General features: G+C 58.3%; 22 protein-coding genes. 15 read left to right on the top strand and 7 right to left on the bottom strand.

Annotated features, from left to right (window positions below; genetic code table 11):
- Positions 1–287 precede the first annotated feature (287 nt).
- From ACR0MS_RS02825 to ACR0MS_RS02835, 3 genes are all read left to right on the top strand, one after another.
- A complete protein-coding gene (locus ACR0MS_RS02825; protein ID WP_480569501.1) occupies positions 288–1,724 on the top strand; it encodes a Do family serine endopeptidase in 1,437 nt (478 codons plus the stop codon).
- A gap of 185 nt (positions 1,725–1,909) precedes the next feature.
- Complete coding sequence (locus tag ACR0MS_RS02830) at positions 1,910–2,590, top strand: response regulator transcription factor (protein ID WP_170383970.1); 681 nt, start codon at positions 1,910–1,912, stop codon at positions 2,588–2,590.
- 49 nt (positions 2,591–2,639) lie between these two features.
- Entirely contained in the window at positions 2,640–3,950 is a 1,311-nt protein-coding gene (locus ACR0MS_RS02835; protein ID WP_480569497.1) for a sensor histidine kinase, read from the top strand.
- Here ACR0MS_RS02835 and ACR0MS_RS02840 read toward each other — a convergent pair.
- The 4 genes from ACR0MS_RS02840 to ACR0MS_RS02855 all read right to left on the bottom strand — a co-directional run bounded on the left by ACR0MS_RS02840 (position 3,931) and on the right by ACR0MS_RS02855 (position 6,847).
- Positions 3,931–4,398, bottom strand: coding sequence for a CYTH domain-containing protein (locus tag ACR0MS_RS02840; RefSeq protein WP_480569494.1), 468 nt, complete (start codon positions 4,396–4,398; stop codon positions 3,931–3,933). The two genes, ACR0MS_RS02835 and ACR0MS_RS02840, sit on opposite strands and share 20 nt — an antisense overlap.
- Entirely contained in the window at positions 4,395–5,150 is a 756-nt protein-coding gene (locus ACR0MS_RS02845) for a ParA family protein (protein ID WP_480569491.1), read from the bottom strand. Before ACR0MS_RS02845 ends, ACR0MS_RS02840 begins: the two co-directional genes overlap by 4 nt.
- Before the next feature lie 3 nt (positions 5,151–5,153).
- Positions 5,154–6,581, bottom strand: coding sequence for a CHAD domain-containing protein (locus tag ACR0MS_RS02850; RefSeq protein ID WP_480569487.1), 1,428 nt, complete (start codon positions 6,579–6,581; stop codon positions 5,154–5,156).
- A 77-nt stretch (positions 6,582–6,658) separates the two neighbouring features.
- Positions 6,659–6,847: a hypothetical protein gene (locus ACR0MS_RS02855; RefSeq protein WP_480569484.1), complete on the bottom strand. Its 189-nt coding sequence runs from the start codon at positions 6,845–6,847 to the stop codon at positions 6,659–6,661.
- A gap of 133 nt (positions 6,848–6,980) precedes the next feature.
- Here ACR0MS_RS02855 and ACR0MS_RS02860 point away from each other — a divergent pair, with 133 nt between their 5' ends.
- A complete protein-coding gene (locus ACR0MS_RS02860; RefSeq protein ID WP_480569481.1) occupies positions 6,981–7,328 on the top strand; it encodes a TfoX/Sxy family protein in 348 nt (115 codons plus the stop codon).
- 54 nt (positions 7,329–7,382) lie between these two features.
- Here ACR0MS_RS02860 and ndk read toward each other — a convergent pair whose 3' ends face one another.
- Positions 7,383–7,805: a nucleoside-diphosphate kinase gene (gene ndk, locus ACR0MS_RS02865; RefSeq protein WP_170352964.1), complete on the bottom strand. Its 423-nt coding sequence runs from the start codon at positions 7,803–7,805 to the stop codon at positions 7,383–7,385.
- Between the two features lie 103 nt (positions 7,806–7,908).
- Positions 7,909–9,111 (bottom strand): multidrug effflux MFS transporter, encoded by a 1,203-nt coding sequence (locus ACR0MS_RS02870; protein ID WP_480569478.1) that lies wholly within the window; start codon positions 9,109–9,111, stop codon positions 7,909–7,911.
- A 109-nt stretch (positions 9,112–9,220) separates the two neighbouring features.
- Between ACR0MS_RS02870 and ACR0MS_RS02875 the strand changes: the two genes are divergently transcribed.
- From ACR0MS_RS02875 to ACR0MS_RS02925, 11 genes are all read left to right on the top strand, one after another.
- Positions 9,221–11,071, top strand: a complete 1,851-nt coding sequence (locus tag ACR0MS_RS02875; RefSeq protein ID WP_480569475.1) for an ABC-F family ATP-binding cassette domain-containing protein — start codon at positions 9,221–9,223, stop codon at positions 11,069–11,071.
- The gene (locus tag ACR0MS_RS02880; RefSeq protein ID WP_480578880.1) at positions 11,068–11,460 is read left to right on the top strand and encodes an ACT domain-containing protein; all 393 of its coding nucleotides are present in this window, start codon (positions 11,068–11,070) and stop codon (positions 11,458–11,460) included. The genes ACR0MS_RS02875 and ACR0MS_RS02880 overlap by 4 nt, the downstream gene beginning before the upstream one ends.
- Positions 11,457–12,077 carry a MarC family protein gene (locus ACR0MS_RS02885; protein ID WP_480569469.1) on the top strand — a complete coding sequence of 207 codons (621 nt, stop codon included), beginning with the start codon at positions 11,457–11,459 and terminating at the stop codon, positions 12,075–12,077. Before ACR0MS_RS02880 ends, ACR0MS_RS02885 begins: the two co-directional genes overlap by 4 nt.
- 41 nt (positions 12,078–12,118) lie before the next feature.
- Complete coding sequence (locus ACR0MS_RS02890) at positions 12,119–12,700, top strand: retropepsin-like aspartic protease family protein (RefSeq protein WP_480569466.1); 582 nt, start codon at positions 12,119–12,121, stop codon at positions 12,698–12,700.
- 48 nt (positions 12,701–12,748) lie between these two features.
- On the top strand, positions 12,749–13,369 hold the full coding sequence (locus tag ACR0MS_RS02895) for an ImuA family protein (protein ID WP_480569463.1): 621 nt from the start codon (positions 12,749–12,751) through the stop codon (positions 13,367–13,369).
- 64 nt (positions 13,370–13,433) lie between these two features.
- On the top strand, positions 13,434–14,648 hold the full coding sequence (locus ACR0MS_RS02900; protein ID WP_480569460.1) for an MFS transporter: 1,215 nt from the start codon (positions 13,434–13,436) through the stop codon (positions 14,646–14,648).
- On the top strand, positions 14,645–15,241 hold the full coding sequence (locus ACR0MS_RS02905; RefSeq protein ID WP_480569457.1) for a YceI family protein: 597 nt from the start codon (positions 14,645–14,647) through the stop codon (positions 15,239–15,241). Before ACR0MS_RS02900 ends, ACR0MS_RS02905 begins: the two co-directional genes overlap by 4 nt.
- Positions 15,242–15,311: 70 nt before the next feature.
- Entirely contained in the window at positions 15,312–16,541 is a 1,230-nt protein-coding gene (locus tag ACR0MS_RS02910) for an MFS transporter (RefSeq protein WP_480569455.1), read from the top strand.
- A gap of 111 nt (positions 16,542–16,652) precedes the next feature.
- A complete protein-coding gene (gene metG / locus ACR0MS_RS02915; protein WP_480569451.1) occupies positions 16,653–18,371 on the top strand; it encodes a methionine--tRNA ligase in 1,719 nt (572 codons plus the stop codon).
- Positions 18,372–18,660: 289 nt separating this feature from the next.
- On the top strand, positions 18,661–19,839 hold the full coding sequence (locus ACR0MS_RS02920) for an efflux RND transporter periplasmic adaptor subunit (RefSeq protein ID WP_480569448.1): 1,179 nt from the start codon (positions 18,661–18,663) through the stop codon (positions 19,837–19,839).
- Positions 19,840–19,842: 3 nt separating this feature from the next.
- Positions 19,843–22,980: an efflux RND transporter permease subunit gene (locus ACR0MS_RS02925; RefSeq protein WP_480569445.1), complete on the top strand. Its 3,138-nt coding sequence runs from the start codon at positions 19,843–19,845 to the stop codon at positions 22,978–22,980.
- A gap of 49 nt (positions 22,981–23,029) precedes the next feature.
- Here the strand turns inward: ACR0MS_RS02925 and glpD are convergent, their stop codons facing one another.
- Positions 23,030–24,613, bottom strand: coding sequence for a glycerol-3-phosphate dehydrogenase (gene glpD, locus ACR0MS_RS02930; RefSeq protein WP_480569442.1), 1,584 nt, complete (start codon positions 24,611–24,613; stop codon positions 23,030–23,032).
- Positions 24,614–24,817: the final 204 nt, after the last annotated feature.

Genomic DNA, 24,817 nt, shown 5'->3' on the forward strand with positions numbered 1-24,817 from the left:
AAACACGAGCGATTGGCAAAGGGCCTGAGGAACCATTCCTTTGTTAACCAAACTGTTTCAATTCAGCCCTTTTCAGGTATTGCCTACTTACGCGTCAACAATCCAGTGATTCGAGCCATCGATTCGTCCGGCTGCACGACGTCGCATTGCCCAACCCGGACATAGGACTGGCCTATTGTGGCGAAATTAAGATTTCTTAATCTTTCAAACAGGAAACTCAAAGACTGATGCTTCATCTGCTGTTTTAACGCGCGGCCGCAACCGCGTGATACAAACAGGAGACCAAAATGAGCATCCGTAAATCCTCTCTTCTCATGCCACGCACGTCCAACTGGGTGGGTGTCACAGCGCTGAGCGCCGCTCTGCTTGCGACGACCGCCCTACCCTCGAAAGCGGACGAAGCCCTGGCCGATCTGGTTGAGAGCGTGTCACCTTCCGTTGTGACCATTATCGCGGAACAGGACGCCACCGCAGTTCCGGCCAGAGGTCAGGACTTTGATTTGGAAAGCCACCCGTTCGGTGAGTTCTTCAAACGCTTTGGTACGCCAGAAGGGTTCAACGCCCCACAACGCGGCCCGGCGCAAGGCTTGGGATCGGGCTTTGTTCTGGATGAGGCAGGATACATCGTCACTAATCACCACGTTGTCGACAACGCGTCGAACGTCACCGTTCGCCTGAGCGACGATCGCACCTTTGACGCCGAGGTTGTCGGAACCGACCCGCTGACGGACATCGCAGTCCTGAAAATCGACGCCGGTGAAGACCTGCAGGCCGTTGAATTGGGCGACAGCGACGTGATCCGCGTGGGCGAGGACGTTGTGGCAATCGGTAACCCCTTTGGCCTGAGCTCGACCGTGACAACAGGGATCGTTTCGGCCAAGGGTCGCAACATTTCCCAAGGGCCTTATGCCGAGTTCATCCAGACTGATGCGGCCATCAACAAGGGCAACTCGGGCGGACCGCTGTTCAACATGGAAGGCGAAGTAGTCGGCGTGAACTCGGCGATTTATTCGCCCAGCGGCGGATCCGTGGGTCTGGGCTTTGCAGTGACCTCGAACATCGTGGAACACATCGCGGCCGATCTGCGTGATGACGGTCAGGTCAGCCGTGGTTGGCTGGGTGTTTCGATCCAGAATGTCAGCCCGGAAATCGCAGCCGCGATGGGAATTGAGGCCTCAAAGGGCGCACTGGTGTCCGACGTGGTCGATGGAAGCCCGGCTCAGGGGATTCTGGAACAGGGCGATGTCATCCTGACCTTCAACGATGAAACAGTCGACTCAAGCAGTGACCTGCCCTTGTTGGTCGGCACGACGAAGGTGGGGACTGACAGCACCCTCACCGTTCTGCGCGATGGCAAGGAGCAACAGCTTGAGCTGACCATCGGCCAGCACCAAAGCGCCTCGGCAGACATCGACAAATCTGTAGATGAGACCGTCTCGGGAACCGCCTTGGGCGTTACCGTGGCGCCGCTTACCGACACGACCCGCGCCGAAATCGGCGTTGGTGAAAACGTCAACGGCGTGATCGTGACCGATCTTGCGCCCGAAAGCCCGGCGGCGAAGGCTGGTCTCCAGCGTGGCGACGTGATCGTGAAGCTCGGCGGGCAGGAAACCGTCACGCCGGACGCGCTCAAGGCCGCGTTGGACAGCGAAAAGACCGATCCTGCGCTGGTTCTGATCAATCGTGGCGGCAACCAGATCTTCGTTGCGGTGGAAATCGCCTGATCAGACACCCGCGCGCGCCACGTGATGGGGAATATCTGGCGTGCGCCTCCCCGGTGGATTGAATTGTCCGCTATCCACCGGGACTGCCGGGTGCGCAACGACGCACCCGGCACGTTCTGTCCCTAAAACCAGTGCTTTACCCCAAATTTTGTGTTTAAATACCAGTAGAAATAGGAGATCAGATCATGAGCCGTCGCCTGCTGATCGTTGAAGACGACGAAGACACCCGCGAGTTCATCGCCAAAGGGTTTGGCGAGGAAGGCTATGTGGTCGAACAGGCCGCGGATGGCCGTGAAGGTCTGTATCATGCCACCGACGGCGGGTTTGACGCCATTGTCCTGGACCGGATGCTGCCGGGGCTGGATGGTTTGTCCTTGATCCGTTCCCTTCGGGCCGCGGGTCTTAAAACCCCCGTCCTGATGCTTACCGCGATGAGCGCGGTTGATGAGCGGGTCAAAGGGCTGCGCTCGGGCGCGGATGACTACCTTGTAAAACCGTTTTCTTTCCAAGAGTTACACGCGCGCATTGAGGCTTTGTTGCGACGTCCTCAGGAATCTGAGGAAAACGCGACCTTGACCTGCCGCGACCTTGAGATGGACCTGCTGACCCGCAAAGTCACGCGCGACGGACACGAAGTGTCGCTGACCCCTCGCGAGTTCCAAATCCTTGAGTATTTTCTGCGCAGAAAGAACCGCGTCGTGTCGCGCACGATGCTGCTTGAGGGTGTTTGGGATTACCATTTCGACCCGAATACGAACGTGGTTGACGTCCATATCTCAAAACTGCGGCGTCAACTGGATGAAGGTGGCGGACCGCCTTTGATTGAAACCGTCCGGGGTGCCGGCTACATGATCTCTGATGGATAACCTTCAACTCTCCTTCAATAATTCCCGAACGAGATTGGTTTTCGCCAGCATGGTCCTCAGCACCTTGCTGACCGCGACGGTGCTGGCTTTGGTCTATGTCACGGCCAACCGCAGTATTGAAGGTGAGACACGATCGGTCGTGTCCGCCGAACTGACCGGGTTGGCCGATGAATACGAAAGACGCGGCCTTATCGGTCTGTTGACGGCCATCGAGCGACGCCTGCCCTCGGCATCCGAGCGCGATGCGCTGTACCTGCTAACTGATCGCTTCGGCGCGAAACTTGCAGGCAACCTCAAACAATGGCCTGCGGACGTCACCGCCGGCAGCGGATGGGTCGATCTGGAGCTGCGCCGCGCCGACAATGACGAGTTGGTTCCTATTTCCGCCGCCTCCATCCGCTTACCAGGTGGCGAGCGTCTTCTGGTCGGACGGGACGCCCTGGCGCGGCAACAGTTCGACAGGGTTCTCCTCCGCTCGGTTGGTATCGCGCTGGCGATTGCCCTTGCGCTTAGTGTCCTAACTGGGTGGTTGTTCACACGGCTGGTGTTCTCTCGCCTGTCGGACATAGCCAGCACTGCCGAGAATATTGTGTCCGGCGATTTGTCCCGCCGCATGCCCTTGCGCGGGACAGGTGATGAGTTTGATCAGGTGGCCCGCACGCTCAACACCATGTTGGACCGGATCGAGGAACTGATCAGCAACCTGCGCACAACCTCAAATTCAATCGCGCATGACCTCAGATCCCCTTTGTCACGCCTGCGTCAGAGAATTGAAACCCTGTCAGATCCAAGCAAAACGGATCTGGACCGCGAGATTGATGTGGCACGGGCCACAGCCGAAATTGACCATGTTCTCAGAGTTTTGGGACAACTTACTGACATCTCACGTGCCGAGGCCGGTGTGGGGCGCGAACAATTTGAAACCGTTGATCTGCAACAACTGGTCGGTGATGTTGTTGAACTCTATGAGCCCGTGGCCTCAGATCAGGGGGTTCAGATCACTGTCAACGGTGAGGCCACGCCAATACAGGGTCACCGCCCCTTGCTATCGCAGGCCCTGTCAAACCTTTTGGAAAATGCCTTGCGCTATGCGCCTGAAGAGACATCCATTGACATCACGATTTCCGAGGATGGCCCGTTCACCTGCATGAGTGTCCGCGATCACGGCCCCGGCGTGCCAGACGAGGACCTACCCCGCCTTCAAGTACCGTTCGTCACGCTAGACCCTGCGCGAACAGAACGAAATGCGGGGCTTGGGCTGGCGCTGGTTGCTGCGATCTCACACATGCATGGCGGCGCATTCGCAGCCAGAAACAGCGATCCCGGCCTGCAAGCGACCATCAAGCTGGGACGCCACTAGTCGCCATTGTTTTATTCTTGTACCGCTTGTCAGACGTCACATCCGTGCCGAACCAATCCGGGGGTGTAAAAGCCAGCGCCTCGGCCTCGGTCGAAAACTCAACCTCAACAAGCTGCAGCGGGGCAAGATCCCCTTGAAACACATCCAGCTCAAAGACCCGACCGTCTGTGAGCGCGCCAGTATAACGCTCTTTCTCGACCCGGCGTCCTTCAGTTTCAGGCCAGAAGGTTTCAAACTGTTCGGCCGAAATCTCCACCTCGCGCTCGACCCGAACCATTGTGCCACCGCCCTTTAGGGTCAGGTAGAACCGATCATTCTTTTGCCTAAGACGCAATTCAGCAGAATCGTCGAGTGATGTCAGATAGCCCTGCCGCACGATGGCTTTGTCCGCGCGGCTTAGATCCGGCAGGTCAGCCACAAGGAATTTACGTTCGATTTCGGTACTCATTTGTCTGAAACCACTCCGTTTTCCAACTCATCATAGAGCGTAAGATACGCGGCACTCGCCGCACTCCGACCGGCATAGATGCTGACGGGCGCCCTGTTCTGCCCCATCCGTTCGATATCCGCCGCAAACGGGACCGATGCCTGCAGGAACCGCTTTCGATACAGTTTTCGCATCGCAATCATCGTTTCAACATGCAACGTCTTTCGGCGCTGCACCATCGAGAAAAAGGCCCGCAGCTTTTTCTTAGGCAGTCCTTTCTGGTCAAAGAACGTCACCAGTTGGTCGAAGGTCCGTTCGGACAGAGTCGTTGGGATGACAGGTACGACAATCTGGTCCGCAGCCTTGAATATGTTTTCGGACAAGGTCGAAAAGTTCGGCGGACAATCCAGGATAATCACATCATAGTCGCTGCCTGCCGCAGCCAGCGCCTTCTTCAACCGCGATCTCTTGTTGCGCATGCGAGACAGAAACACATCAAAGTCGCGAAAGCTCATATTCGCCGGCAATACGTCCAGCCTTTCGAAATCACTGGCACGGATAGATTTGGTAAAACGCTCAACATCCTCGAAGAAACGAGCATCCGTCAGCTTTTTCGAAGGTTTGACCCGCAGGTAGAACCCAGACGCGCCCTGCGGATCCAGATCACATAGAAGAACAGTTCTCCCTGCCTTCGCATAGGCATAGGCCAGATTGACCGATGTCGCTGTTTTTCCAACGCCGCCCTTGTTGCTGTAACAGGCTATGATCTTCAATCCCTAGTCCTCCTTGTGGTGAAACAGGCTGCGAAACAGGTGTCTGATGTTCGCGCTGTCGAATTGCCGGAAATTTGCGATAACGCGGTCTCGTTCCGATTTCTGCCGTTGATCCAATACGGCGACCAACCCGCCGACAGACATGGCAAGTTGTGCGTTTGCCCGGTTTTGAGAGTTGCTTTGCCGTGCGACAAATTCCAAAAGCGCCTCTTGCTGGACCGAGCAGTCATTGAACAACCCAAGATTATCTTGCAGCTTTTTCAACGGCTTGATGATGGTTTTGAAGTCCCTCGCGTCGAAAAGAGGGCCAAAGAATTCCATCAGATACCGCAGCTTCTTGCAGTCGATCCGCAAATCATGCACCAGTGCATCCGGGGTCTCTGGCGTGATCTGCCGCGCCAGATTGCAGACTTTTCGGTATCGTTTCCAAATCAGGGCGCAGGCATACCCATAAGCCCCTCTGCTTGCATTCGGGCCGGGCTCCAGATTTCCCACATCCGAAAATAGCGTGGACAGGTCCTTCATCTGACGATCATATGCGGCGGACTTGAACCGGCGTGAGAGCGTGTTGAGGGCCTGCAAACGCTCTTCCTCAAACTGCGCGAACATGGCCTCAGCGCCGGGATGAAGTTTGGATGGTATTAGATTGAAATATCTTTCTTTATCCAACAAATAGACATCAAGATCACGAACCCGTCCCGTCGGGGCCATCAAGTCTGAGAACGTATGTTTCAGAGCGATCGTCTGTTCGGTCGAAAACACCCCTTTGAAAAGGCTCAACACCGATCTGACCCGCCGAAGGGACACGCGATAATCGTGCAGATATTCGGTATCAATGTCGGCAATCACACCAGCCTCGTTCTGGCGCGCAACGGCCAGGAATGTTCGAATGATGTCCGTTGCCACTTCGATGGATGGCTCTTCTTTGCCCAATGCGATATCCGGTTTTGCCCTGTATGGGGTTGCGTCGGGAAAGAGTGTCCCGAACAGTGTCTCTGCACTGCTTGCCTTCCCGGTCAGCTTTGTGCAGACCGCCTTGAATGCGCTGCTATATCCTTTCAACCGCTGAACAGACACGATGCTGAGTTGATCTGCCTCGGACTCCAAAGAATACACACAACCACGGACCTGTGTTTTTTCAAGGTCATCCAGTATCGAGAATGCTTGGGTTCGGAGCGTTCCTGTCCCAATGGCGGTCAACGCTCGTAATTCGGGGAAACCATGCAGGGCCGATTTTACGGCACCGTCCGGCAGGTTCTGAATAAACGTGCCATTCCCCTGAGCATCCTGCGTCGCCACTGCCCCATCGCACTTAAAAAGCAACAGTGACCCGGATGTTTCAATCAGGACATCTCCGGACATCCGGATAGACTGATCAAAGCAGTCCAGCACGTGAAAATTCTGAGCAGCCTTCGCCGGTGCAAGCCTCAAGCAAAGCTTCTTTAGCGGCTTTGCAATCAAGGATGGCTCGAATGCGCCTTGAATAACAAACAAGGCGTCCGCCTCTGTCATCTCGACTGTTCCTTCCGCGGCGTTTCAAGATACTCGTTCACCAGGTTTTCCACGATCTTCTGTACGCTGGTCCCCTCTTCAATCGCACGAATCTTGAGAGCCTTCAGGGTTTTTCCGTCCAGTCGCAGCGACGTGTTCTTCTTGTCCTTGGCTTTATTTTCTGCGGCTTCCTTGTTTTTGGACATGGACACCTCGCTTGACAGCATGACGTCATGAGATCGCATACGTCTGCCAATAGCAAGCCTGCCAACTGCATCCCCTACAGGCAAAAAGGAACAATTGGATGACAGCAGCAAAGGGTGGCGCTAGGACGCTGCTATGACTGATCCGGTTTCTTCCATCCGCAATCTTGGCCCCGCGTTCGAACAGGCCTGTGCACGTGCGGGCATACACTCGGCCCAAAACTTGCGCGAGTTGGGGGCGGATGCTGCCTATACCAAGTTGCTACAGTCCGGATCACGCCCGCATTTCATCGGCTATTACGTGCTGGTCATGGGCCTGCAGGGACGCCCCTGGAACGATTGCAAGGGCGATGAGAAAAAGGCGCTGCGCCAGAGGTTTGATGCGATCAAGGCCAGTGTGGGAACGGCGCCCGAGGCTCAGTTGATATCCGACCTTGATGCGATCGGCGTCCGGGTGTCACCGGATGATCTGAAACCCGCATAGAAAAAGCCGCCCTCACCTTCGGAGGACGGCTTTTCAAATTCTTCATGCGGCGCGTTAGCCGACCAGCTCGATACCCGAGAAGAAGTAGGCGATCTCGACCGCTGCAGTCTCAGGTGCGTCTGAGCCGTGGACCGAGTTTTCGCCAACCGATTCAGCAAACTCGGCGCGGATGGTGCCGGCTGCTGCGTCTGCTGGGTTGGTTGCGCCCATGACTTCGCGGTTCTTTGCAATGGCGCCTTCGCCTTCCAGAACCTGAACGACGACCGGGGCCGACGACATGAATTCGCACAGTTCGTCATAGAACGGACGCTCGGCGTGGACTTCGTAGAACTTGCCAGCCTGTTCCTTGGTCATGTGGATGCGCTTTTGCGCGACGATGCGCAGGCCCGCGTCTTCGAACTTGGCGTTGATCTTGCCAGTCAGGTTACGGCGGGTTGCATCGGGTTTGATGATCGAGAATGTGCGTTCCAGTGCCATGTCGGGCTCTCCTTAATGCTCGGCGCGACGCTCGCGCCCAAATCCATCGCGCGCCGCCTAGCACGGTATTTGGCCCAAGAAAAGCGTTATGATGACCTGACCGTCAGATCGCGTCAGGCAACGGCTCTACCCGGTCCACCCAGCGCACGTACAAAACGGCCAACAGCCCTGCGAAACTGCATGTGCTCATCATGCCCAGCACCAGGTAAGGTCCGTTTTCGGGGCTGACCAGCGCCCCCGTCATCGACGTCAGAACTGCGCCAAGTGCAACAATCATCGCGCCGGACAAACCAGCCGCGCTGCCTGCCAGTTTCGGGCGAACCGACATCACGCCAGCCGATGCATTTGCGTTGGTCAAACCGTTTCCGAAGCCCACACAGATCGCCGATCCGAAGAAAACCCAGACCGATCCCTTATCCGCCATAAACAGCAGCAGTCCAAAGAATGGCCCGGTGGATGCCACGACCCGCCCGATCAGGATCATCGTCGTCAAACGTGTTCGGGCAGCGATCCGCCCGGTGATGAAATTTCCCACCATGAACCCGCCAGTGATAATACCAATCCCCAGCCCCAGAAATGCCGGGCTAAGGTCGAACCACGCGGCGGCCACGAGGGGCGCACCGGTGATAAAGCTAAAGAAGCCTCCGATCGAAAACGCCGCGCACAAGGCGTACCCCCAGAACCGGCGGGCCCGAAACAGATGCGGATATTCGCGCAGTTGGGCGGCGAAGGTTGCTGATGGTGTGCTGTTCGTCTCACCCATATCTAGCCAAAGCAGGGCAAACATCCCTGCCCCCAGCACCGTGTACAAAATAAACCCGGCCCGCCAGCCGAATAGCATGTCCAAAGCACCCCCCAGCATCGGGCCCAGCATCGGCGCCAAGGCCATCGCCATGGCGACATATCCCAGTTTGCTGGCGGCTTCGTTTGGGGCGTACCGATCGCGGATCGAAGCGCTGGATAAAACCGGCCCGGCAACCACTGCCGCCTGAAGCAATCGAAAACCCAGAAAGACCCAGATCGACTCGGCCAGCACGCACCCCAGCGAGGCAAGAGCAAAGACGCCCAGCCCGATCAACATGATGGGCCTGCGCCCGAAACGGTCTGACAAGGGCCCTACGATAAGCTGCAATATTGCAGAAACCGCCAAGTACCCGGCCACCGAGAAGTTCACCAGCGCGTAGTCGACCTGAAAATCCCCCGCCATTTGCGCCAGCGATGGCAGGAACATGTTAAGCGACAGCACCGACAGTGCCGTCGCAAAGATCAAGGTTACCAAGGATGGGGGCGTTTGGGCCGCTCGCATGGGTCAAGAAACCGTCTGAAATCCAATCGGACCAGCGCTATCACATTGATCCCGGGATGAACATGCCAAGCCGCTGGCGGCGGCATCACGGCTCTGCTAAGAGCGGCTCATGTTACGGATCGAAGACATCAATTATGCCGTCGAAGGCCGCCCCTTGTTCGATGGGGCCAGCGCAACCATTCCCGATGGGCACAAGGTCGGCCTTGTGGGGCGCAATGGCACCGGCAAGACCACCCTGTTCCGCCTGATCCGGGGGGAGTTGGCGCTGGAATCAGGCAATATCGTGCTGCCCAAACGCGCGCGTATCGGCGGCGTGGCGCAAGAGGTGCCATCCTCCGATGTCTCATTGATCAACACCGTGCTGGCCGCAGATACCGAACGCAGCGCTTTGATGGCCGAGGCGGACAGCGCCGAGGACCCCGCTCGAATTGCCGAGATCCAGACTCGTCTGGCCGATATCGACGCTTGGTCAGCCGAGGCGCGAGCGTCCTCGATCCTAAAGGGCCTTGGATTTGATGATGAAGATCAGTTGAAACCCTGTTCCGATTTCTCGGGCGGCTGGCGGATGCGCGTCGCGCTGGCGGCGGTGCTATTTTCACAGCCCGACCTGCTGCTGCTGGACGAACCGACCAACTATCTGGACCTTGAAGGCGCGCTGTGGCTGGAAAGCTATCTGGCGAAATACCCTCATACCGTCATCATCATCAGCCACGACCGCGGGCTGTTGAACCGAGCCGTTGGCTCGATCCTGCATCTGGAAGACCGCAAGCTGACCTATTACGCGGTGCCCTATGACAAGTTCGCCGAACGCCGCGCCGAACGTCTGGCACAGGCGGAATCCGAGAACGCCAAGGCCAAGGCGCGTATTGCCCATCTGCAAAGCTATGTGGATCGCTTTCGGTATAAGGCATCCAAGGCTGTTCAGGCCCAATCGCGCCTGAAGATGATTGAACGTATCCAGCTTGTTTCCACCCCGCAGGAAGCCGCTTTGCGCGCCTTCAGCTTTCCTGAGCCCGAAGAGCTGTCACCGCCGATCATCCACCTTGAAGGCGGCGTGACCGGCTATGGCGACACCGAGGTGCTGCGCCGCCTGAATCTGCGTATTGATCAGGATGACCGCATCGCATTGCTGGGCAAGAACGGTCAGGGGAAATCGACTCTGTCCAAGCTGCTGTCCGATCGTCTGCCCCTGATGGCAGGCAAGATGACCCGCAGCTCCAAGCTGCGCATTGGCTATTTCGCCCAGCATCAGGTGGATGAGCTGTATGTGGACGAAACCCCTCTGGACCATCTGCGCCGCCTGCGCCCGGATGAGGCGCCGGGCAAGTGGCGGTCGCGTCTGGCCGGGTTTGGCCTGAACGCAGATCAGGCGGAAACGCAGGTCGGACGATTATCAGGCGGTCAGAAGGCGCGCCTGTCGCTGCTGATTGCCACGATCGACGCACCACATATGCTGATCCTTGATGAGCCGACCAACCATTTGGACATCGAAAGCCGCGAGGCGCTGGTCGAAGCGCTGACCGCCTATTCCGGCGCGGTGGTGCTGGTCAGCCACGATATGCACCTGCTGTCGCTGGTGGCGGATCGGCTGTGGCTGGTCTCGGATGGGACGGTCAAGCCGTTCGACGGCGATCTGGAAGCCTATCGCGCCCTGCTGCTGGCGCGGGACAAGCCGGTCAAGGAGAAACCTGCGGCGGCCAAGCCCAAACGCCCCTCGCGCGATACCATGCTGGCCCTACGCGCCGATCTGCGCAAATGCGAGGACCGGATCGAGAAACTGACGGATATGCATGAAAAGCTGTCCGCGAAACTGGCGGACCCGGCGCTTTATGAAGATGACCGGATCAGCGATCTGGAATCGTGGAACCGCAAGTTCGCCGAAGTGGTTGAAGCCATGCAAAAAGCCGAGGCCCTGTGGGTCGCCGCCGCGGAACGATTGGAAGAGGCCGAAGCGTCATGACGTCCCCCGTGTCCGAAACCAAAGCCATGATTTCCGGTATGCGCCCCGCGCTTCAGCCCGGTGAATTTGCCTTTGTGGTCTGGCCCCCAGACACGGAATGGCCAAAGGGCACGCGGGCAAGCTGTATTGAGGCCGAGGGCCTGTCGCTGATCGTGCCCCTTGAGGCAGCGCAGATCGGCGCGGTGGCTATGCGCTGCATCACCCTGCAGGTGCACTCCTCGCTCGAAGGTGTGGGCCTGACGGCCGCCGTCGCAGGTGCGCTTGCGCAGAACGGCATTCCCGCGAATATGGTCGCCGGGTATCATCATGATCACGTTTATGTTCCCAGTGACCTAGCAGAAAAAGCTGTGGCGGTTCTGATGGAACTTCAGCAAGGTGCCGCCGAATGATGGATCTGGCCTTTTTTGTCACCGCATTCACCACTTTATTCGTGGTGATCGACCCGTTCGGCACCACGCCGATCTTTGTGGCGCTGACGCAGGACATGGACGCCGCAACACGGCGCAAGACTGCGATCCGCAGTTGTCTGACCGCAGTTTGTATCCTGATCGCTTTCGCGGCCTTTGGCGAGGCCGTGCTGGGCTTTGTCGGTATCTCGATGGAGGCGTTCCGCGTGGCCGGGGGTGCCCTGCTGTTTCTGACCGCGCTGGACATGCTGTTTGACCGCCGCACCAAACGGCGCGAGGACCGGGCCGAGGAGGAGGAACACCCCGACCCGTCCGTGTTCCCGCTGGCCATTCCCCTGATCGCCGGGCCGGGGTCGATTGCAACGATCATTCTGTTGGCTGGTCAGCATCCCGGCGTGTTGGGTATCGTCGAGGCCTGCATTGTCATGTTGGCGGTCATGGCCGTTGTTCTGGCCTTTTTTCTGTCCGGAGGCGTAATCGCGCGCATTCTGGGCAAGACCGGCCTGAACGTCCTGACGCGCCTGCTTGGAATGCTGCTGGCCGCCCTGTCCGTACAATTCATTCTGGACGGCCTCAAAGCCTTTGGATTTGCGGCCTGACTCCCCATATGTCACTCAAGCGCATGGTTTAAGGTGAAAGTATGGACGGCGACAGCATCGCACGCATAGCGTATCTGGGACTGCTTGGCGCGGCTGTTGTCGCCTGGTTTATCTCGCAGAACAGACAGACGCTGAATAAGACGCTGCAACAGGCTATGGCCTGGGTGTTCATCTTTATCGGCGTGATTGCCGTTGTCGGCCTGTGGGAAGACATTCGCACAACCGTCGGCCCTGCCCCACAAATGACTGTAACGGGCGAAACGATCGAGGTGCCGCGCGCCCATGATGGCCACTATTATCTGCCCGTTGTGGTCAACGGAGAGCTGATCACCTTTCTGGTCGATACCGGTGCCAGTCAGATTGTTCTCAGCGCACAGGACGCCACCCGCGTAGGCATTGATCCCGATCAGTTGAACTATTTCGGCCGCGCGGCCACCGCGAACGGTGAGGTCCGGACAGCCCCCGTTCGGCTTGAGACCTTTACGGTGGGTCCAATCACCGACCAGAACGTCTCGGCCTGGATCAATGAGGGTGAGCTGCACAAATCCCTTCTGGGTATGGATTACCTGCACAGGTTCTCGAACATCCAGTTTGCAGACGGTCGGATGATTTTGTCCCGCTGAGGGCATTTCCAAATTGAGAACAAAATGAGAACATGCTAGATTGAAAGCATGTCTACTCATCTTCTTGGCCGCAAACCCGCGCGTGAAGCGCCGGGTATAAATCTTGATCCGCAGATCGCCCTGCAACTGGGTCGCGTGCACGAAGCCTGCGGCCCCGCCCGGCGCAGCTTTGCCATGTGGCTGGCGGGTCAGGCGCAGGGACCGGTGCTGTGGATTTCCCCTGCGTGGGAGCCCGGTCAGCTGAACCCAGACGGGATGATGCCCTTTGCGGATCCGGCCCGGTTCATCTTTGTCCACCCCACCCGCGCCGAAGACGTGCTGTGGTGCCTTGAAGAGGCGCTGCGCAGCGGGGCCATTCCGCTGGTGATCGGAGACCTGCCCGGTGCCCCCGGCCTGACACCCGTGCGCCGGATGCATCTGGCCGCCGAACAGGGCGGCGCGATGGGGCGGGCTCCGCTGGGGTTGCTGCTGACCCCCGGCGATGGCGGCGCGCAGGGGATCGAAACGCGCTGGCACATGGCAGCCGATCATCACGGCGAGGCCCGCCGCTGGACCCTGACCCGCCGCCGCGCCCGCGCCCTGCCCCCGGTCAGTTGGCACGCCACTCAGACCAAACCACGTGCAGGGCTAAACCTGCGCCAAGTGAAAACCCAAGACGCCCGCGTATGACACTGGCAGACGATCACACAAGATGTGACTAGCCAAAACCAAACCTGCACCCTAGCGTGCCGGAATGAGCCATCCTATCCACGACAGCCGCTATTCCTGGCTTCGCCTTTTGATCACGCTCGCCATTGCGACGGTGGCGAATGTGGGCATGTGGGCCGTGATCGTGGTGATGCCCGCAATCGAGGCGCAGTTCGACGCAGGCCGCGCCGAAGCATCGTTGCCGTATGTCCTGTCCATGATCGGCTTTGCGCTGGGCAATATGTGGCTGGGCCAACTGGTGGATCGACTGGGTGTGACCAAGGCGCTGATCGGAGCCGCGGTCCTGAGCGCAATCAGCTACCTGCTTGCAACATGGGCGCCGAACATGGCGCTGCTATCTGCGGCTCATCTGTTGCTGGGGCTGGGCACTTCGATCGGGTTCGGGCCGCTGATCGCCGATATCTCGCACTGGTTCATGAAGCGGCGCGGCATCGCCGTAGCGCTGGTAGCCAGCGGGAACTACTTGTCGGGTGCAATCTGGCCGACCTTGCTGTCCGGCATTCTGGCGCGCGAAGGCTGGCAGCAGGTCTATCTGACGCTGGCGATTATCACGGTGGTCGTTGTGATCCCCCTGTCCCTGCTACTGCGCCGTCAGGTCCCGGTCGAGGCCCATCAGACCGCAGCCGCAAACGCGCAGATCAAAGCGCACAGTGTCGGCATATCCCCCCGGGCCCTGCAATACATACTGGGTCTTGCCGGGATCGGTTGTTGCGTGGCGATGTCGATGCCGCAGGTTCATATCGTCTCGTACTGTGTCGGGCTGGGTTATGGCCCTGCTGTCGGGGCCGAGATGCTGTCGCTGATGCTGCTTGGCGGCGTGGTCAGCCGGGTTATCTCGGGGATGGTCGCGGATAAGCTGGGTGGTCTTTACACATTGCTGATCGGCTCGGTCCTACAATGCATCGCCCTGTTCCTGTTCCTTCCGTATGACGGGATGGTTTCCCTGTATGTCATCAGCCTCATGTTCGGGCTGGCGCAAGGCGGGATCGTACCCAGTTACGCTCTGATCGTGCGCGAATACATGCCTCCGCAAGAGGCTGGCGCGCGGGTTGGCTTCGTCATGATGATGACAATCATGGGTATGGCTCTGGGTGGCTGGATGTCCGGGTGGATTTACGATTTCACCGGAAATTACCAACTGGCCTTTATCAACGGCATTCTCTGGAACGGTTTGAACATAGCCATTGTTGTAACCCTGCTCAACCGATCACGCCCGCGCAGGCAAGAGGTACCCGCATGACCTTTCTGTCACGGCGCACTGTATTAGCCGGGCTTGCCACCCTGACGATGGTCCGCCCCGCGTGGGCCGCGTTACAGCCTTACGAACTGTTGCAGGACGGAACATCCGTTGACTTTACCTTTGCGCTTTCGGGCATCACCCAATCCGGCACGATGCCGATCCAGAGCGCGGATATTCAGATCGACCTTAGCAACCTGCCAAACAGCCGCGTTGCTGTTGTTCTGAGCGTTGCCGAAGCACGCACCAAAGTCCCGTTTGCCCGCAAGCCGATGCTGAGTGAAAGCGTTCTGGACGCCGCTGCCTTTCCGACCATTCAATTCGAGTCGACCAGTATTGTGTTGGGCGAAGGCGGGCGTATCTCACGCGGGGCGATGGTTATCGGCGATCTGACTTTGCGCGGCGTTACCCGCCCAATCGCGCTGCAGGCGAACCTGTTTCGGGAGCGTGGCAGCGCCACCGACAATCTTGACGATCTCTCGATCAACTTGACCGGAGCATTGAACAGGCACGACTTCGGCGCGTCTGGCTATGCCGATCTTGTGCAAGACACCGTTGGGCTGGACATTCAGGCCCGCATCAAACGTGTCGGATAGGCGAAAAACGACGCGACAAAGTCGATAAGCTGCGCGCGTCCCGTAGTGGATACGCCAATCTGAGGGCATTATGCGCACCATCATTTCTTTTGCCGCCCTGTTCCTCTCGGTCATACTGCTGCAGCTTTCGACCGGCGGCGTCGGCCCTTTGGATGCCATCTCGGGCCTCACGCTTGAGTTCACGACCGAGCAGATCGGTCTTTTGGGCTCGGCACATTTCATCGGGTTCTTTATCGGCTGCTGGTGGGCACCGCGCCTGATGGGAAGCGTCGGTCACTCGCGCGCTTTTGCTGTCTGCACCGCTTTGGGTGCAATGGGTCTTCTGGGGCATACGTTGACGGAAAACCCATATGTCTGGGCAGTACTTCGCATCGCGTCAGGCACCTGCGTCGCCGGGTGTTACACCGTGATCGAGGCCTGGCTGAACGCCAAGGTAACCAACGAAACACGCGGACGTGCGATGGGCACGTACCGGATTGCAGATATGGGCGCGTCCTTATGCGCGCAGTTGATCATCGCCGTTCTGCCGCCTGCATCCTATGTCTCATACAACCTGTTGGCTATTTTGTGCTGCGCCTCGCTGTTGCCCTTGACCCTGACCCGGGCAAGCCAACCGAAAACCCCTGACGCGCCGCGGTTGCGACCCAAGCTTGCCTGGCACAGCTCTCCTTTGGCCGTGGCAGGCGTGATCGTGGCTGCACTAAGTTCGGCATCGTTTCGGATGGTCGGGCCGGTTTACGGGCAAGAAGTTGGATTGGACGTAGACCAGATCGCTTTCTTCCTGGCGTCCTTTGTCTTGGGCGGGGCACTGGCCCAGTACCCTCTGGGCTGGCTGGCCGACAAATATGACCGCCGCTGGGTGTTGATCTGGCTGTCGGTCGCGGCCGTTCTAAGCTGCGGCGTGACCATGGCCGCAAGCGGTGCCGGGACGTTGGGCGTGATGCTGGCCGCCGGACTGTTCGGCCTGACGACCTTTCCCATCTTTTCGGTCTCGTCCGCCCACGCCAATGACTTCGCCACTACGGAACAACGGGTCGAGCTTTCTGCGGCGTTGATGTTCTGGTACGCGCTCGGGGCCATTGCCTCGCCATTCATTTCGTCCACCTTGATCCAGCAGTTCGGACCCGGTGCCCTGTTTGCATTTGTGGCAGTTGGTCATGTTGGGTTGATCGTCTTCGGCCTTGCCCGGATGCGGTCGCGCCCAACACCGGAAGAGCGCACGAATTACGTCTATGCACCGCGCACCTCTTTCACAATCGGGCGGCTGCTGAAGAAGTCGCGGGAAGAGCACAAGTCCTAGCCCTGATCGCCGAATTTTCGCATCCAAACCGGCAAGTAAGCAAAAGCCGGGGTTTTGCTGGCCGGTCACATCATGTAGACGGGCGCGCAGTTAGATACGTGGAAGCGCAAAATGGCTCGGATTCTCATCACCTCGGCGATCCCCTACATCAACGGGATCAAGCACCTCGGCAACCTGATCGGCTCGCAACTGCCTGCTGATCTGTACGCACGCTATCAGCGTGGCCGGGGGAATGAGGTCATGTTCCTGTGCGCCACCGACGAGCACGGCACTCCGGCAGAACTGGCCGCGGCCAAAGCAGGGCAGCCCGTGGCCGAGTATTGCGCCCAGATGCACGGCGTGCAGGCCGATATCGCGCGGCGCTTTGGCCTCAGTTTCGATCATTTTGGCCGTTCCTCCAGCGATCAGAACAAGCACCTGACCCAGCATTTTGCGGGTAGGCTGGACGACGCGGGCCTGATCCGTGAGGTCAGCGAAAAACAGGTCTATTCCAACGCCGATGGCCGCTTCCTGCCCGACCGCTATATCGAGGGCACCTGCCCCAATTGCGGCTATGACCGCGCGCGCGGCGACCAGTGCGAGAACTGCACCAAGCAATTGGACCCGACCGACCTGATCGAGCCGCGCAGTGCCATCAGTGGCTCGACTGATCTTGAGGTCCGCGAGACCAAGCACCTGTATCTGCGCCAATCCGCGATGAAGGATCAGTTGGATGCGTGGATCGACAGCAAGACCGACTGGCCGATCCTGACCACCTCGATTGCCAAGAAATGGTTGCATGACGGCGACGGGTTGCAAGATCGTGGCATCACCCGTGATCTGGACTGGGGTGTGCCGGTCAAGAAAGGCGATCAGGACTGGCCGGGGATGGAGGGCAAGGTCTTCTATGTCTGGTTCGACGCCCCGATCGAATATATCGCCTGCGCCAAGGAATGGGCCGATGCCAGTGGCAAACCGGATGCCGAGTGGGAGCGCTGGTGGCGCACCGACAAAGGCGCGGATGATGTGCGGTATGTGCAGTTCATGGGCAAGGATAACGTCCCCTTCCACACCCTGTCCTTCCCCGCCACCATTTTGGGCTCGGGCGAGCCGTGGAAGATGGTCGACCACCTGAAATCCTTCAACTATCTGAACTATGATGGCGGCCAGTTCTCGACCAGCCAAGGGCGCGGCGTGTTCATGGATCAAGCGCTTGAGATCCTGCCTGCCGACTATTGGCGCTGGTGGCTGCTGAGCCATGCGCCCGAAAGCAGCGACAGCGAGTTCACGTGGGAGAACTTCCAGCAATCGGTGAACAAGGACTTGGCCGACGTGCTGGGCAATTTTGTCAGCCGGATCACCAAGTTCTGCCGTTCGAAATTCGGTGAGGCCGTGCCCGAGGGCGGCACATTTGGCGAGCGTGAGCAAGAGCTTATCGCAGAACTCACCCGCCGCACCCGCGCCTATGAAGGCTTCATGGAGGCGATGGAGGTCCGCAAATCGGCGCAGGAATTGCGCGCGATCTGGGTTGCGGGCAATGAATATCTGCAATCTGCGGCACCGTGGTCGACCTTCAAAGAAGACCCTGAACAGGCGGCAGCGCAGGTGCGTCTGGGCTTGAACCTGATCCGTCTCTATGCGGTTTTGAGCGCGCCGTTCATCCCCGAAACCTCGGCCAAGATGCTGAGTGCGATGAACACGCTGGACACAAGCTGGCCGGATGACGTGGCCGAGGCGCTGAGCGGGCTACCTGCGGGACACGAGTTCGCTGTGCCGGACGTTCTGTTCGCCAAAATCACGGATGAACAGCGAGAAGACTGGCAAACCCGCTTTGCAGGCACACGCGACTAAAGTCGCGCATCATCTGAGAATACCAACACGAGGGGGCAATTTGCCCCCTTTTCTATTTCCATTTTCTTCTCTGACGTATGCGTCAGCCTACCTGACACACGATCTTCGCCCGAAGCGGCCAGGTAACCCTGCGCGCCACCGCAAGAAATTCCGCCTGCGGTCCGGCGCAAACGCGTCAACGTGCTTGAGAAATAGAAACAAACCCGCCATCCTGCCTAAAAGTTCACTCGACTCGGGCCGCGTTCGGCAATCCGGGTCGCGTTCAGTTTAATTTTATGAGGCAATTGCCATGTCCCTTGCATCGACGTTGTTGAAACTTGGCCAAAGCGGAACGAAACCCGGTTTTCTGAGGTACGCCGTGGCTTTGACCGCAATCGGACTGGCAAACCCCGCCATGGCCCAGGATCAGGGCGACGCAGCACCGCCCAAGGTGTCCATCGCCGCAGCCTACACGCAGGAAATCACTGAAGAAGCCGTTTTCATCGGGCGGGCCGAGGCACTGAACAAGGTCGACATTGTCGCGCGTGTCAGCGGATTTCTGGAAACCCAGAACGTCGAAGATGGCGCGCTTGTAAAACAGGGTGATCTGCTGTTCACCATTGAACCCGACCTCTATCAGGCGACCTTGGATGCCCGGAATGCGGACCTTGACCGGGCCGAGGCCAATCTGGAACTCGCCAAGGTCGAGCTGACGCGAAAACAGGAACTGTATGAGCGGGACGCCACGCCGGAATCGGAACGCGATATTGCGCGGGCCAATGAATTGGTTGCCGAAGCTGAGGTGAAAGCCTCGAAAGCGGCCATCCAACAGGCCCAACTGGACCTGAGCTATACCGAAATCCACGCCCCGTTTGACGGACGAATTGGCCGCGTTGCCATCAGCGTCGGGGATGTGGTCGGCCCGAATAATCCACCCTTGGTCAATATTGTCAGCGAAGCGCCGATTTACGTGAATTTTTCAGTCAACGAAAAGCAATTTACCTCGGTTTTGGAAGCTGTTGGTGAAAATCCTGCATCCCTCGCAGAAAGCGATAAAAGCCCAAATGTTCGCATCACCCTGCCTAACGGAACAGAACTGGATGAGACTGGCAAGATCGTGTTCGTCGATAACCGGATCGACCCTCTGACCGGTGCCATTTCGATGCGGGCTGAATTCGCGAATGCCAAACGGCTGATCGTCGACGGGGCGTTTTTGCACGTCCGGATCGAAGCACTGCAACCCACGCTCGAAGTGCTGATCCCGCAAGCCGCGCTGCAACGTGACCAGCGGGGCGAGTTCGTGCTGGTCGTCAATGACAAGCAGATGGTCGAACAGCGCTATATCACGACTGGCAACAACGAAGGCACCGCCGTAATCGTCAAAGACGGGTTGCGTGAAGGGGAAAGCGTCATCGTCGAGGGCCTGCAACGGGTCCGCCCCGGCGTCGCAGTCGACGCTGTCGTGGCGTCTGAGCAGCCGGGAGAATAACCCATGTTCTCAGCCCTGTTCATCAGCCGGCCAAAGCTGGCCCTTGTTATTTCGCTTGTCCTCACAATTATGGGCGCCATCGGCTATATGGTTCTGCCGGTCGCTCAGTTCCCCGACATCACGCCCCCCGTGGTCAGCGTGACAACAAACTATACTGGGGCCAATGCCGAGACTGTCGAGAATACCGTCGCTGCCCCGATCGAGGCGCAGGTAAACGGCGTCGACGACATGATTTACATGACGTCGACCTCCTCGGATAACGGAAGTTATTCGCTGAATATTACCTTTGAAGTGGGCACCGACCCGGATATCGCTTCGGTGAACGTGCAAAACCGCGTGGCGCAGGCCATGTCGTCGTTGCCGTCCGAGGTGACAGCATCTGGGGTGGTGACCCAAAAAGCCTCGACCAACATGCTGTTGCTGGTCACGCTGACTTCGCCAGAGGGCACATATGACAGCGTATTCCTGTCGAACTATGCGTCCATTAACCTGAAAGATGCGCTGGCGCGGGTTCAGGGTGTCGGTAAGGCCGATGTTCTGACCAATCTGGAATACGCCATGCGGATTTGGATGGACCCGGATCAGATGGCTGCGCTGTCTATCACACCCGGCGATGTAATCAGCGCCATTCGTGAGCAGAACGCCGAAGTGTCTGCGGGTTCGATCGGTGCCCCGCCGGTGCCGAAAGGACAGACATTCCAGTACACGATCAAAACCAAGGGCCGTCTGACCTCGGCTGAAGAGTTTGGTGACATTGTCATTCGGACCGGGGATGCGGGTTCGATTGTCCGCGTCAAGGATATCGCTCGGGTCGAGCTGGGGGCCGAGTACTACGCCGCCTCGGGCTATTTCCAAAGCGTCCCCGCGACCGTCATCGGCATTTACCAGGCCCCCGGTGCGAACGCGCTTGCCGTATCCGAACGCGTTGAGGCGGAACTGGAACGCCTTTCCCGCTCTTTCCCGACGGATGTGGAATATCAGGTTCCGTTCAACACCACCGACTTTGTCGAGCAATCTCTGAATGACGTTGTCTCAACCCTGATCCTGACCTTCATTCTGGTGATCTCGGTCGTGTTCGTCTTTTTGGGCAGTTGGCGCGCGACTATTATTCCTGCCGTTGCGATCCCTGTTTCGCTTATCGGGACGTTTGCGTTCCTGCTGGCTTTTGGAATGTCCCTGAACACGATCTCATTGTTCGCCTTGGTGCTTGCAATCGGGATCGTGGTCGACGACGCCATTGTTGTTGTTGAAAACGTCGAACGCATTATCGCGGATGAGGGGCTGCCCCCGGCGGAAGCGACCCGTAAAGCGATGGGACAGATCACCGGGCCGGTGATTGCAACCACGCTGGTTCTTCTGGCGGTGTTCGTGCCTGTGACCTTCATGCCCGGAATTTCAGGGCGGCTGTATTCTCAGTTCGCCGTGACGATTTCGACGGCCGTCGTTATCTCATCAATCAACGCCCTGACGCTGTCCCCGGCCCTGTGCGGGCTTGTGCTGCGCGCCCGCTCTGGCCCGCCCAAGGGGTTGCTGGCCGTCTTCGAAAGGTTCATTGGCACAGTTCGATCCGGCTATGTCGCGATCGTTCGCAAACTGCTGATCCTGCCGGTCATCGCTTTGGGGATCGTTGTCGCCCTTGCGATGGGGACAGGGACAATTATGTCCAAAACCTCGAGCGGCTTTATCCCGCTTGAGGATAACGGATACCTGTTCGTTGACATCCAGTTGCCCGACGCCGCAACGCTTGAACGGACCGAGGCGGTCTCTGACCGTGTGGACAAGCAAATCCAACAAATCCCGGGCGTTGCAAGTACGGTTCTGATCAACGGTTTCTCGCTGTTGAACGGAACGATCACCAATGGTGCCGCGATCTTTGTGAACCTGGATAACTGGGATGAGCGTCAGGAAGACGACCTGAGCGCCAATGCCATCCTTGGTAAGGTGCTGGCGATTGCAAATGGCGAATCCGCAGCCTCGATCGTGGCCTTCAACCCGCCACCGATCCAAGGTTTGGGCATGTCTGCGGGTGTCGAGATGGAAGTGCAGCAGACCGGGGGTGGCACACCTCAGGATCTGGCGTCGGCTGTTGGCTCGTTTGTATATTCAGCCAACCAGCGGCCCGAGATTGCGCAGGCCTATACGACGTTCCGGGCAAACGTGCCGCAGTTGTTTGTTGATCTGGACCGGGAGAAAGCCAAAACGCTGCAAGTGTCGGTTGCCGAAGTCTTCCAGACCATGCAGGCGCAGTTGGGTTCATATTACGTGAACGACTTCAACCTGTTTGGACGGGTCTACCGCGTGATGATCCAGGCCGACGGAAGCTATCGCGATAACGTCGAGGATATTTCGAACCTCTATGTCCGTTCCACCAAGGGCGAGATGGTTCCGCTTGGGACGCTGGTTGATGTCGAAAACGTGCTTGGCCCGGTTCTGCTGAAACGCCATAACCTGTTCCGTTCGGCAACGGTTACGGCGGTGCCTGCCGCAGGGCTATCGACCGGAGACGCCATCAACACGATGACCGAAGAGTCGGCCACCGCCCTGCCCCCGGGATACGCGTTCGAATGGACCGGTACAGCCCAGCAGCAGCTTGCGACCGGAGGATTGGTCATCGTGATCCTGGGTCTGGCAATCCTGTTTGGGTATCTGTTCCTTGTCGGGCAATACGAAAGCTGGACGCTTCCGGTCTCAATCCTGCTTTCCGTGGTGGTCGCCCTGTTCGGGGCTGTCGCTGCGGTGGCGATCGTGGGCAGCGACATCAACCTGTATACGCAGATCGGGATGATCATGCTGGTGGGGCTTGCGTCCAAGAACGGCATTCTGATCGTTGAATTCGCGATGGAACAGCGCGCGAACGGCCTGCCGATCAAAGAGGCCGCAGCCGAAGCCGCGTTTCAGCGTTTCCGCGCGGTTATGATGACCGCCCTCTCGTTCCTGCTTGGCGTTGTGCCGCTTCTGGCTGCAAGCGGCGCTGGCGCGGCGAGTCAGAAAGCCATCGGCGTGGCGGTGTTTGGCGGCATGCTGGCGGCGACATTGGTCGGGGTGATTGTCGTCCCGGTCCTCTACGCGCTTCTTCAGGGGTTGAGAGAGTGGCTGAAGGGCACCAAGAACGATCCCGGGCCGTCGGAAAAAACAGCCTGACCAAAAAAAGGCCCCGCTGAAACAGCGGGGCCTTTTGGTGTCGGCAGGGTTACGCCGCCGGTCTTAGGCGCGTTTCCAACCATTGTCCGATCTGGTCGATTTGTTCGGTGGTCAGTTTCAGCCCAAGTTTGTTACGCCGCCACACGACGTCTTCGGCGGTTCTGGCGAATTCTTTGTCGACCAACCATTCCAATTCGCGCTCGGTCAGAGTCGCCCCAAAATCTTCGCCCAGATCGCCGACGTTCTTTGCATTTGCAAGAATGGAACGGGCATCCGTGCCGTAGGCGCGTACCAATCGCTCTGCCCAGGCCCGGTTCAGAAAGGAATAATCGGCTTCAAGCCCGGCGATCAAATCCTGCACGCCATCTACTGGAAAGTCACCGCCGGGTAAGGATACGCCTGCCGTCCATGGACCCGGCAGGTTTGGAAAATGGTCCGCCACCTTTTCCAGCGCGCTTTCGGCAAGGCGACGATAGGTGGTGATCTTTCCACCAAACACGTTCAAAACCGGCGCACCACCCTGCGCATCAACCTTCAACGTATAATCCCGCGTGGCGGCCGTGGCGCTGCTGGCCCCGTCATCATACAGGGGACGCACGCCGGAATAAGTCCAGACGACGTCTTCCCGCGTGACAGGCATTTTGAAGTATTTCGACGCAAAGGCACACAAATAATCCTGCTCGGCCTCGGTACAAACCGGTGGCTCTGCGGGATCCGGATGGTCCTGATCCGTGGTGCCAATCAAGGTAAACTCACGCTCGTAAGGGATGGCAAAGATGATGCGGCCATCTTCGCCCTGAAAGAAGTAGCATTTATCGTGATCGAACAACTTGCGGGTTACGATATGGCTGCCGCGCACCAAACGCACACCCTCGCGTGAGTTCACACGGATCTTGGTCTGAATGATGTCACCAACCCACGGACCACCGGCGTTGATCAACATCTTCGCCTGCACCATCCGCGTCTCACCGCTGTTCTCGTCGCGGATTGTGATATGCCACAGATCATCCACCCGTGCAGCCGACATCACTTTGGTTCGGACCATGATCTTTGCACCACGGGCCTCGGCATCGCGGGCGTTCAGGACAACCAGTCGCGAGTCTTCGATCCAACAATCCGAATACTCGTAGGCCGTTTCAAACCTATCCTGTAAGGGGCCGCCTTCCGCCGCGGTCCGAAGGTTTAGCGACGTCGTACCCGGAAGAATTTTGCGCCCGCCAAGGTGGTCATACATGAACAGGCCCAAGCGGATCAGCCACGCCGGTCGCCTTCCGCGCATCCATGGCATGGCGGTGCTTAACAAGCGGGAGGTCGGCGTATCCGATTCAAACCGCATATCCTCGTGATAGGGCAGCACGAAACGCATCGGCCAGCTAATGTGGGGCATAGCCCGCAACAGGGTTTCGCGTTCAACCAAAGCTTCTCGGACCAGTCGGAACTCGAAATACTCGAGATACCGCAATCCGCCATGAAACAGTTTGGTTGAGGCCGACGATGTTGCCGAGGCCAGGTCGTTCATTTCAGCCAGCGCAACCGACAGACCACGCCCCGCTGCATCCCTGGCGATCCCGCACCCGTTGATCCCTCCACCTATGATGAAAAGATCGGTGACCTGTTCACTGCGCCCTGCCATATCCTGTCGATTCCCTTTGTCGGCGTATTCGCCGTCATTAACCCGGTGAGCACTCGGTTCGTCAATGTTGATTTTCGTTTTTGTTCGTTTTGGGAGTAATAGGAAATCTCCAACCCACTTCTAACTGGTAATCGAGCCATCGAGAGCAAATCCTTGCAATTTCCCCGAAAGCGAACAAAAACGAATTCACCACATTCCGGAGAC

Source organism: Ruegeria sp. CJ2 (assembly GCF_056536745.1).

Coding starts and splice junctions, on each gene's coding strand:
- glpD (WP_480569442.1), bottom strand. CDS start 24,613: ATGGCAGGGCGCAGTGAACAGGTCACCGATCTTTTCATCATAGGTGGA.
- ACR0MS_RS02905 (WP_480569457.1), top strand. CDS start 14,645: ATGACCTTTCTGTCACGGCGCACTGTATTAGCCGGGCTTGCCACCCTG.
- ACR0MS_RS02890 (WP_480569466.1), top strand. CDS start 12,119: ATGGACGGCGACAGCATCGCACGCATAGCGTATCTGGGACTGCTTGGC.
- ACR0MS_RS02900 (WP_480569460.1), top strand. CDS start 13,434: ATGAGCCATCCTATCCACGACAGCCGCTATTCCTGGCTTCGCCTTTTG.
- ACR0MS_RS02875 (WP_480569475.1), top strand. CDS start 9,221: ATGTTACGGATCGAAGACATCAATTATGCCGTCGAAGGCCGCCCCTTG.
- ACR0MS_RS02925 (WP_480569445.1), top strand. CDS start 19,843: ATGTTCTCAGCCCTGTTCATCAGCCGGCCAAAGCTGGCCCTTGTTATT.
- ACR0MS_RS02855 (WP_480569484.1), bottom strand. CDS start 6,847: ATGTCCAAAAACAAGGAAGCCGCAGAAAATAAAGCCAAGGACAAGAAG.
- ACR0MS_RS02920 (WP_480569448.1), top strand. CDS start 18,661: ATGTCCCTTGCATCGACGTTGTTGAAACTTGGCCAAAGCGGAACGAAA.
- ACR0MS_RS02830 (WP_170383970.1), top strand. CDS start 1,910: ATGAGCCGTCGCCTGCTGATCGTTGAAGACGACGAAGACACCCGCGAG.
- ACR0MS_RS02835 (WP_480569497.1), top strand. CDS start 2,640: ATGGTCCTCAGCACCTTGCTGACCGCGACGGTGCTGGCTTTGGTCTAT.
- ACR0MS_RS02895 (WP_480569463.1), top strand. CDS start 12,749: ATGTCTACTCATCTTCTTGGCCGCAAACCCGCGCGTGAAGCGCCGGGT.
- ACR0MS_RS02885 (WP_480569469.1), top strand. CDS start 11,457: ATGATGGATCTGGCCTTTTTTGTCACCGCATTCACCACTTTATTCGTG.
- ACR0MS_RS02860 (WP_480569481.1), top strand. CDS start 6,981: ATGACTGATCCGGTTTCTTCCATCCGCAATCTTGGCCCCGCGTTCGAA.
- ndk (WP_170352964.1), bottom strand. CDS start 7,805: ATGGCACTGGAACGCACATTCTCGATCATCAAACCCGATGCAACCCGC.
- ACR0MS_RS02870 (WP_480569478.1), bottom strand. CDS start 9,111: ATGCGAGCGGCCCAAACGCCCCCATCCTTGGTAACCTTGATCTTTGCG.
- metG (WP_480569451.1), top strand. CDS start 16,653: ATGGCTCGGATTCTCATCACCTCGGCGATCCCCTACATCAACGGGATC.
- ACR0MS_RS02840 (WP_480569494.1), bottom strand. CDS start 4,398: ATGAGTACCGAAATCGAACGTAAATTCCTTGTGGCTGACCTGCCGGAT.
- ACR0MS_RS02825 (WP_480569501.1), top strand. CDS start 288: ATGAGCATCCGTAAATCCTCTCTTCTCATGCCACGCACGTCCAACTGG.
- ACR0MS_RS02880 (WP_480578880.1), top strand. CDS start 11,068: ATGACGTCCCCCGTGTCCGAAACCAAAGCCATGATTTCCGGTATGCGC.
- ACR0MS_RS02910 (WP_480569455.1), top strand. CDS start 15,312: ATGCGCACCATCATTTCTTTTGCCGCCCTGTTCCTCTCGGTCATACTG.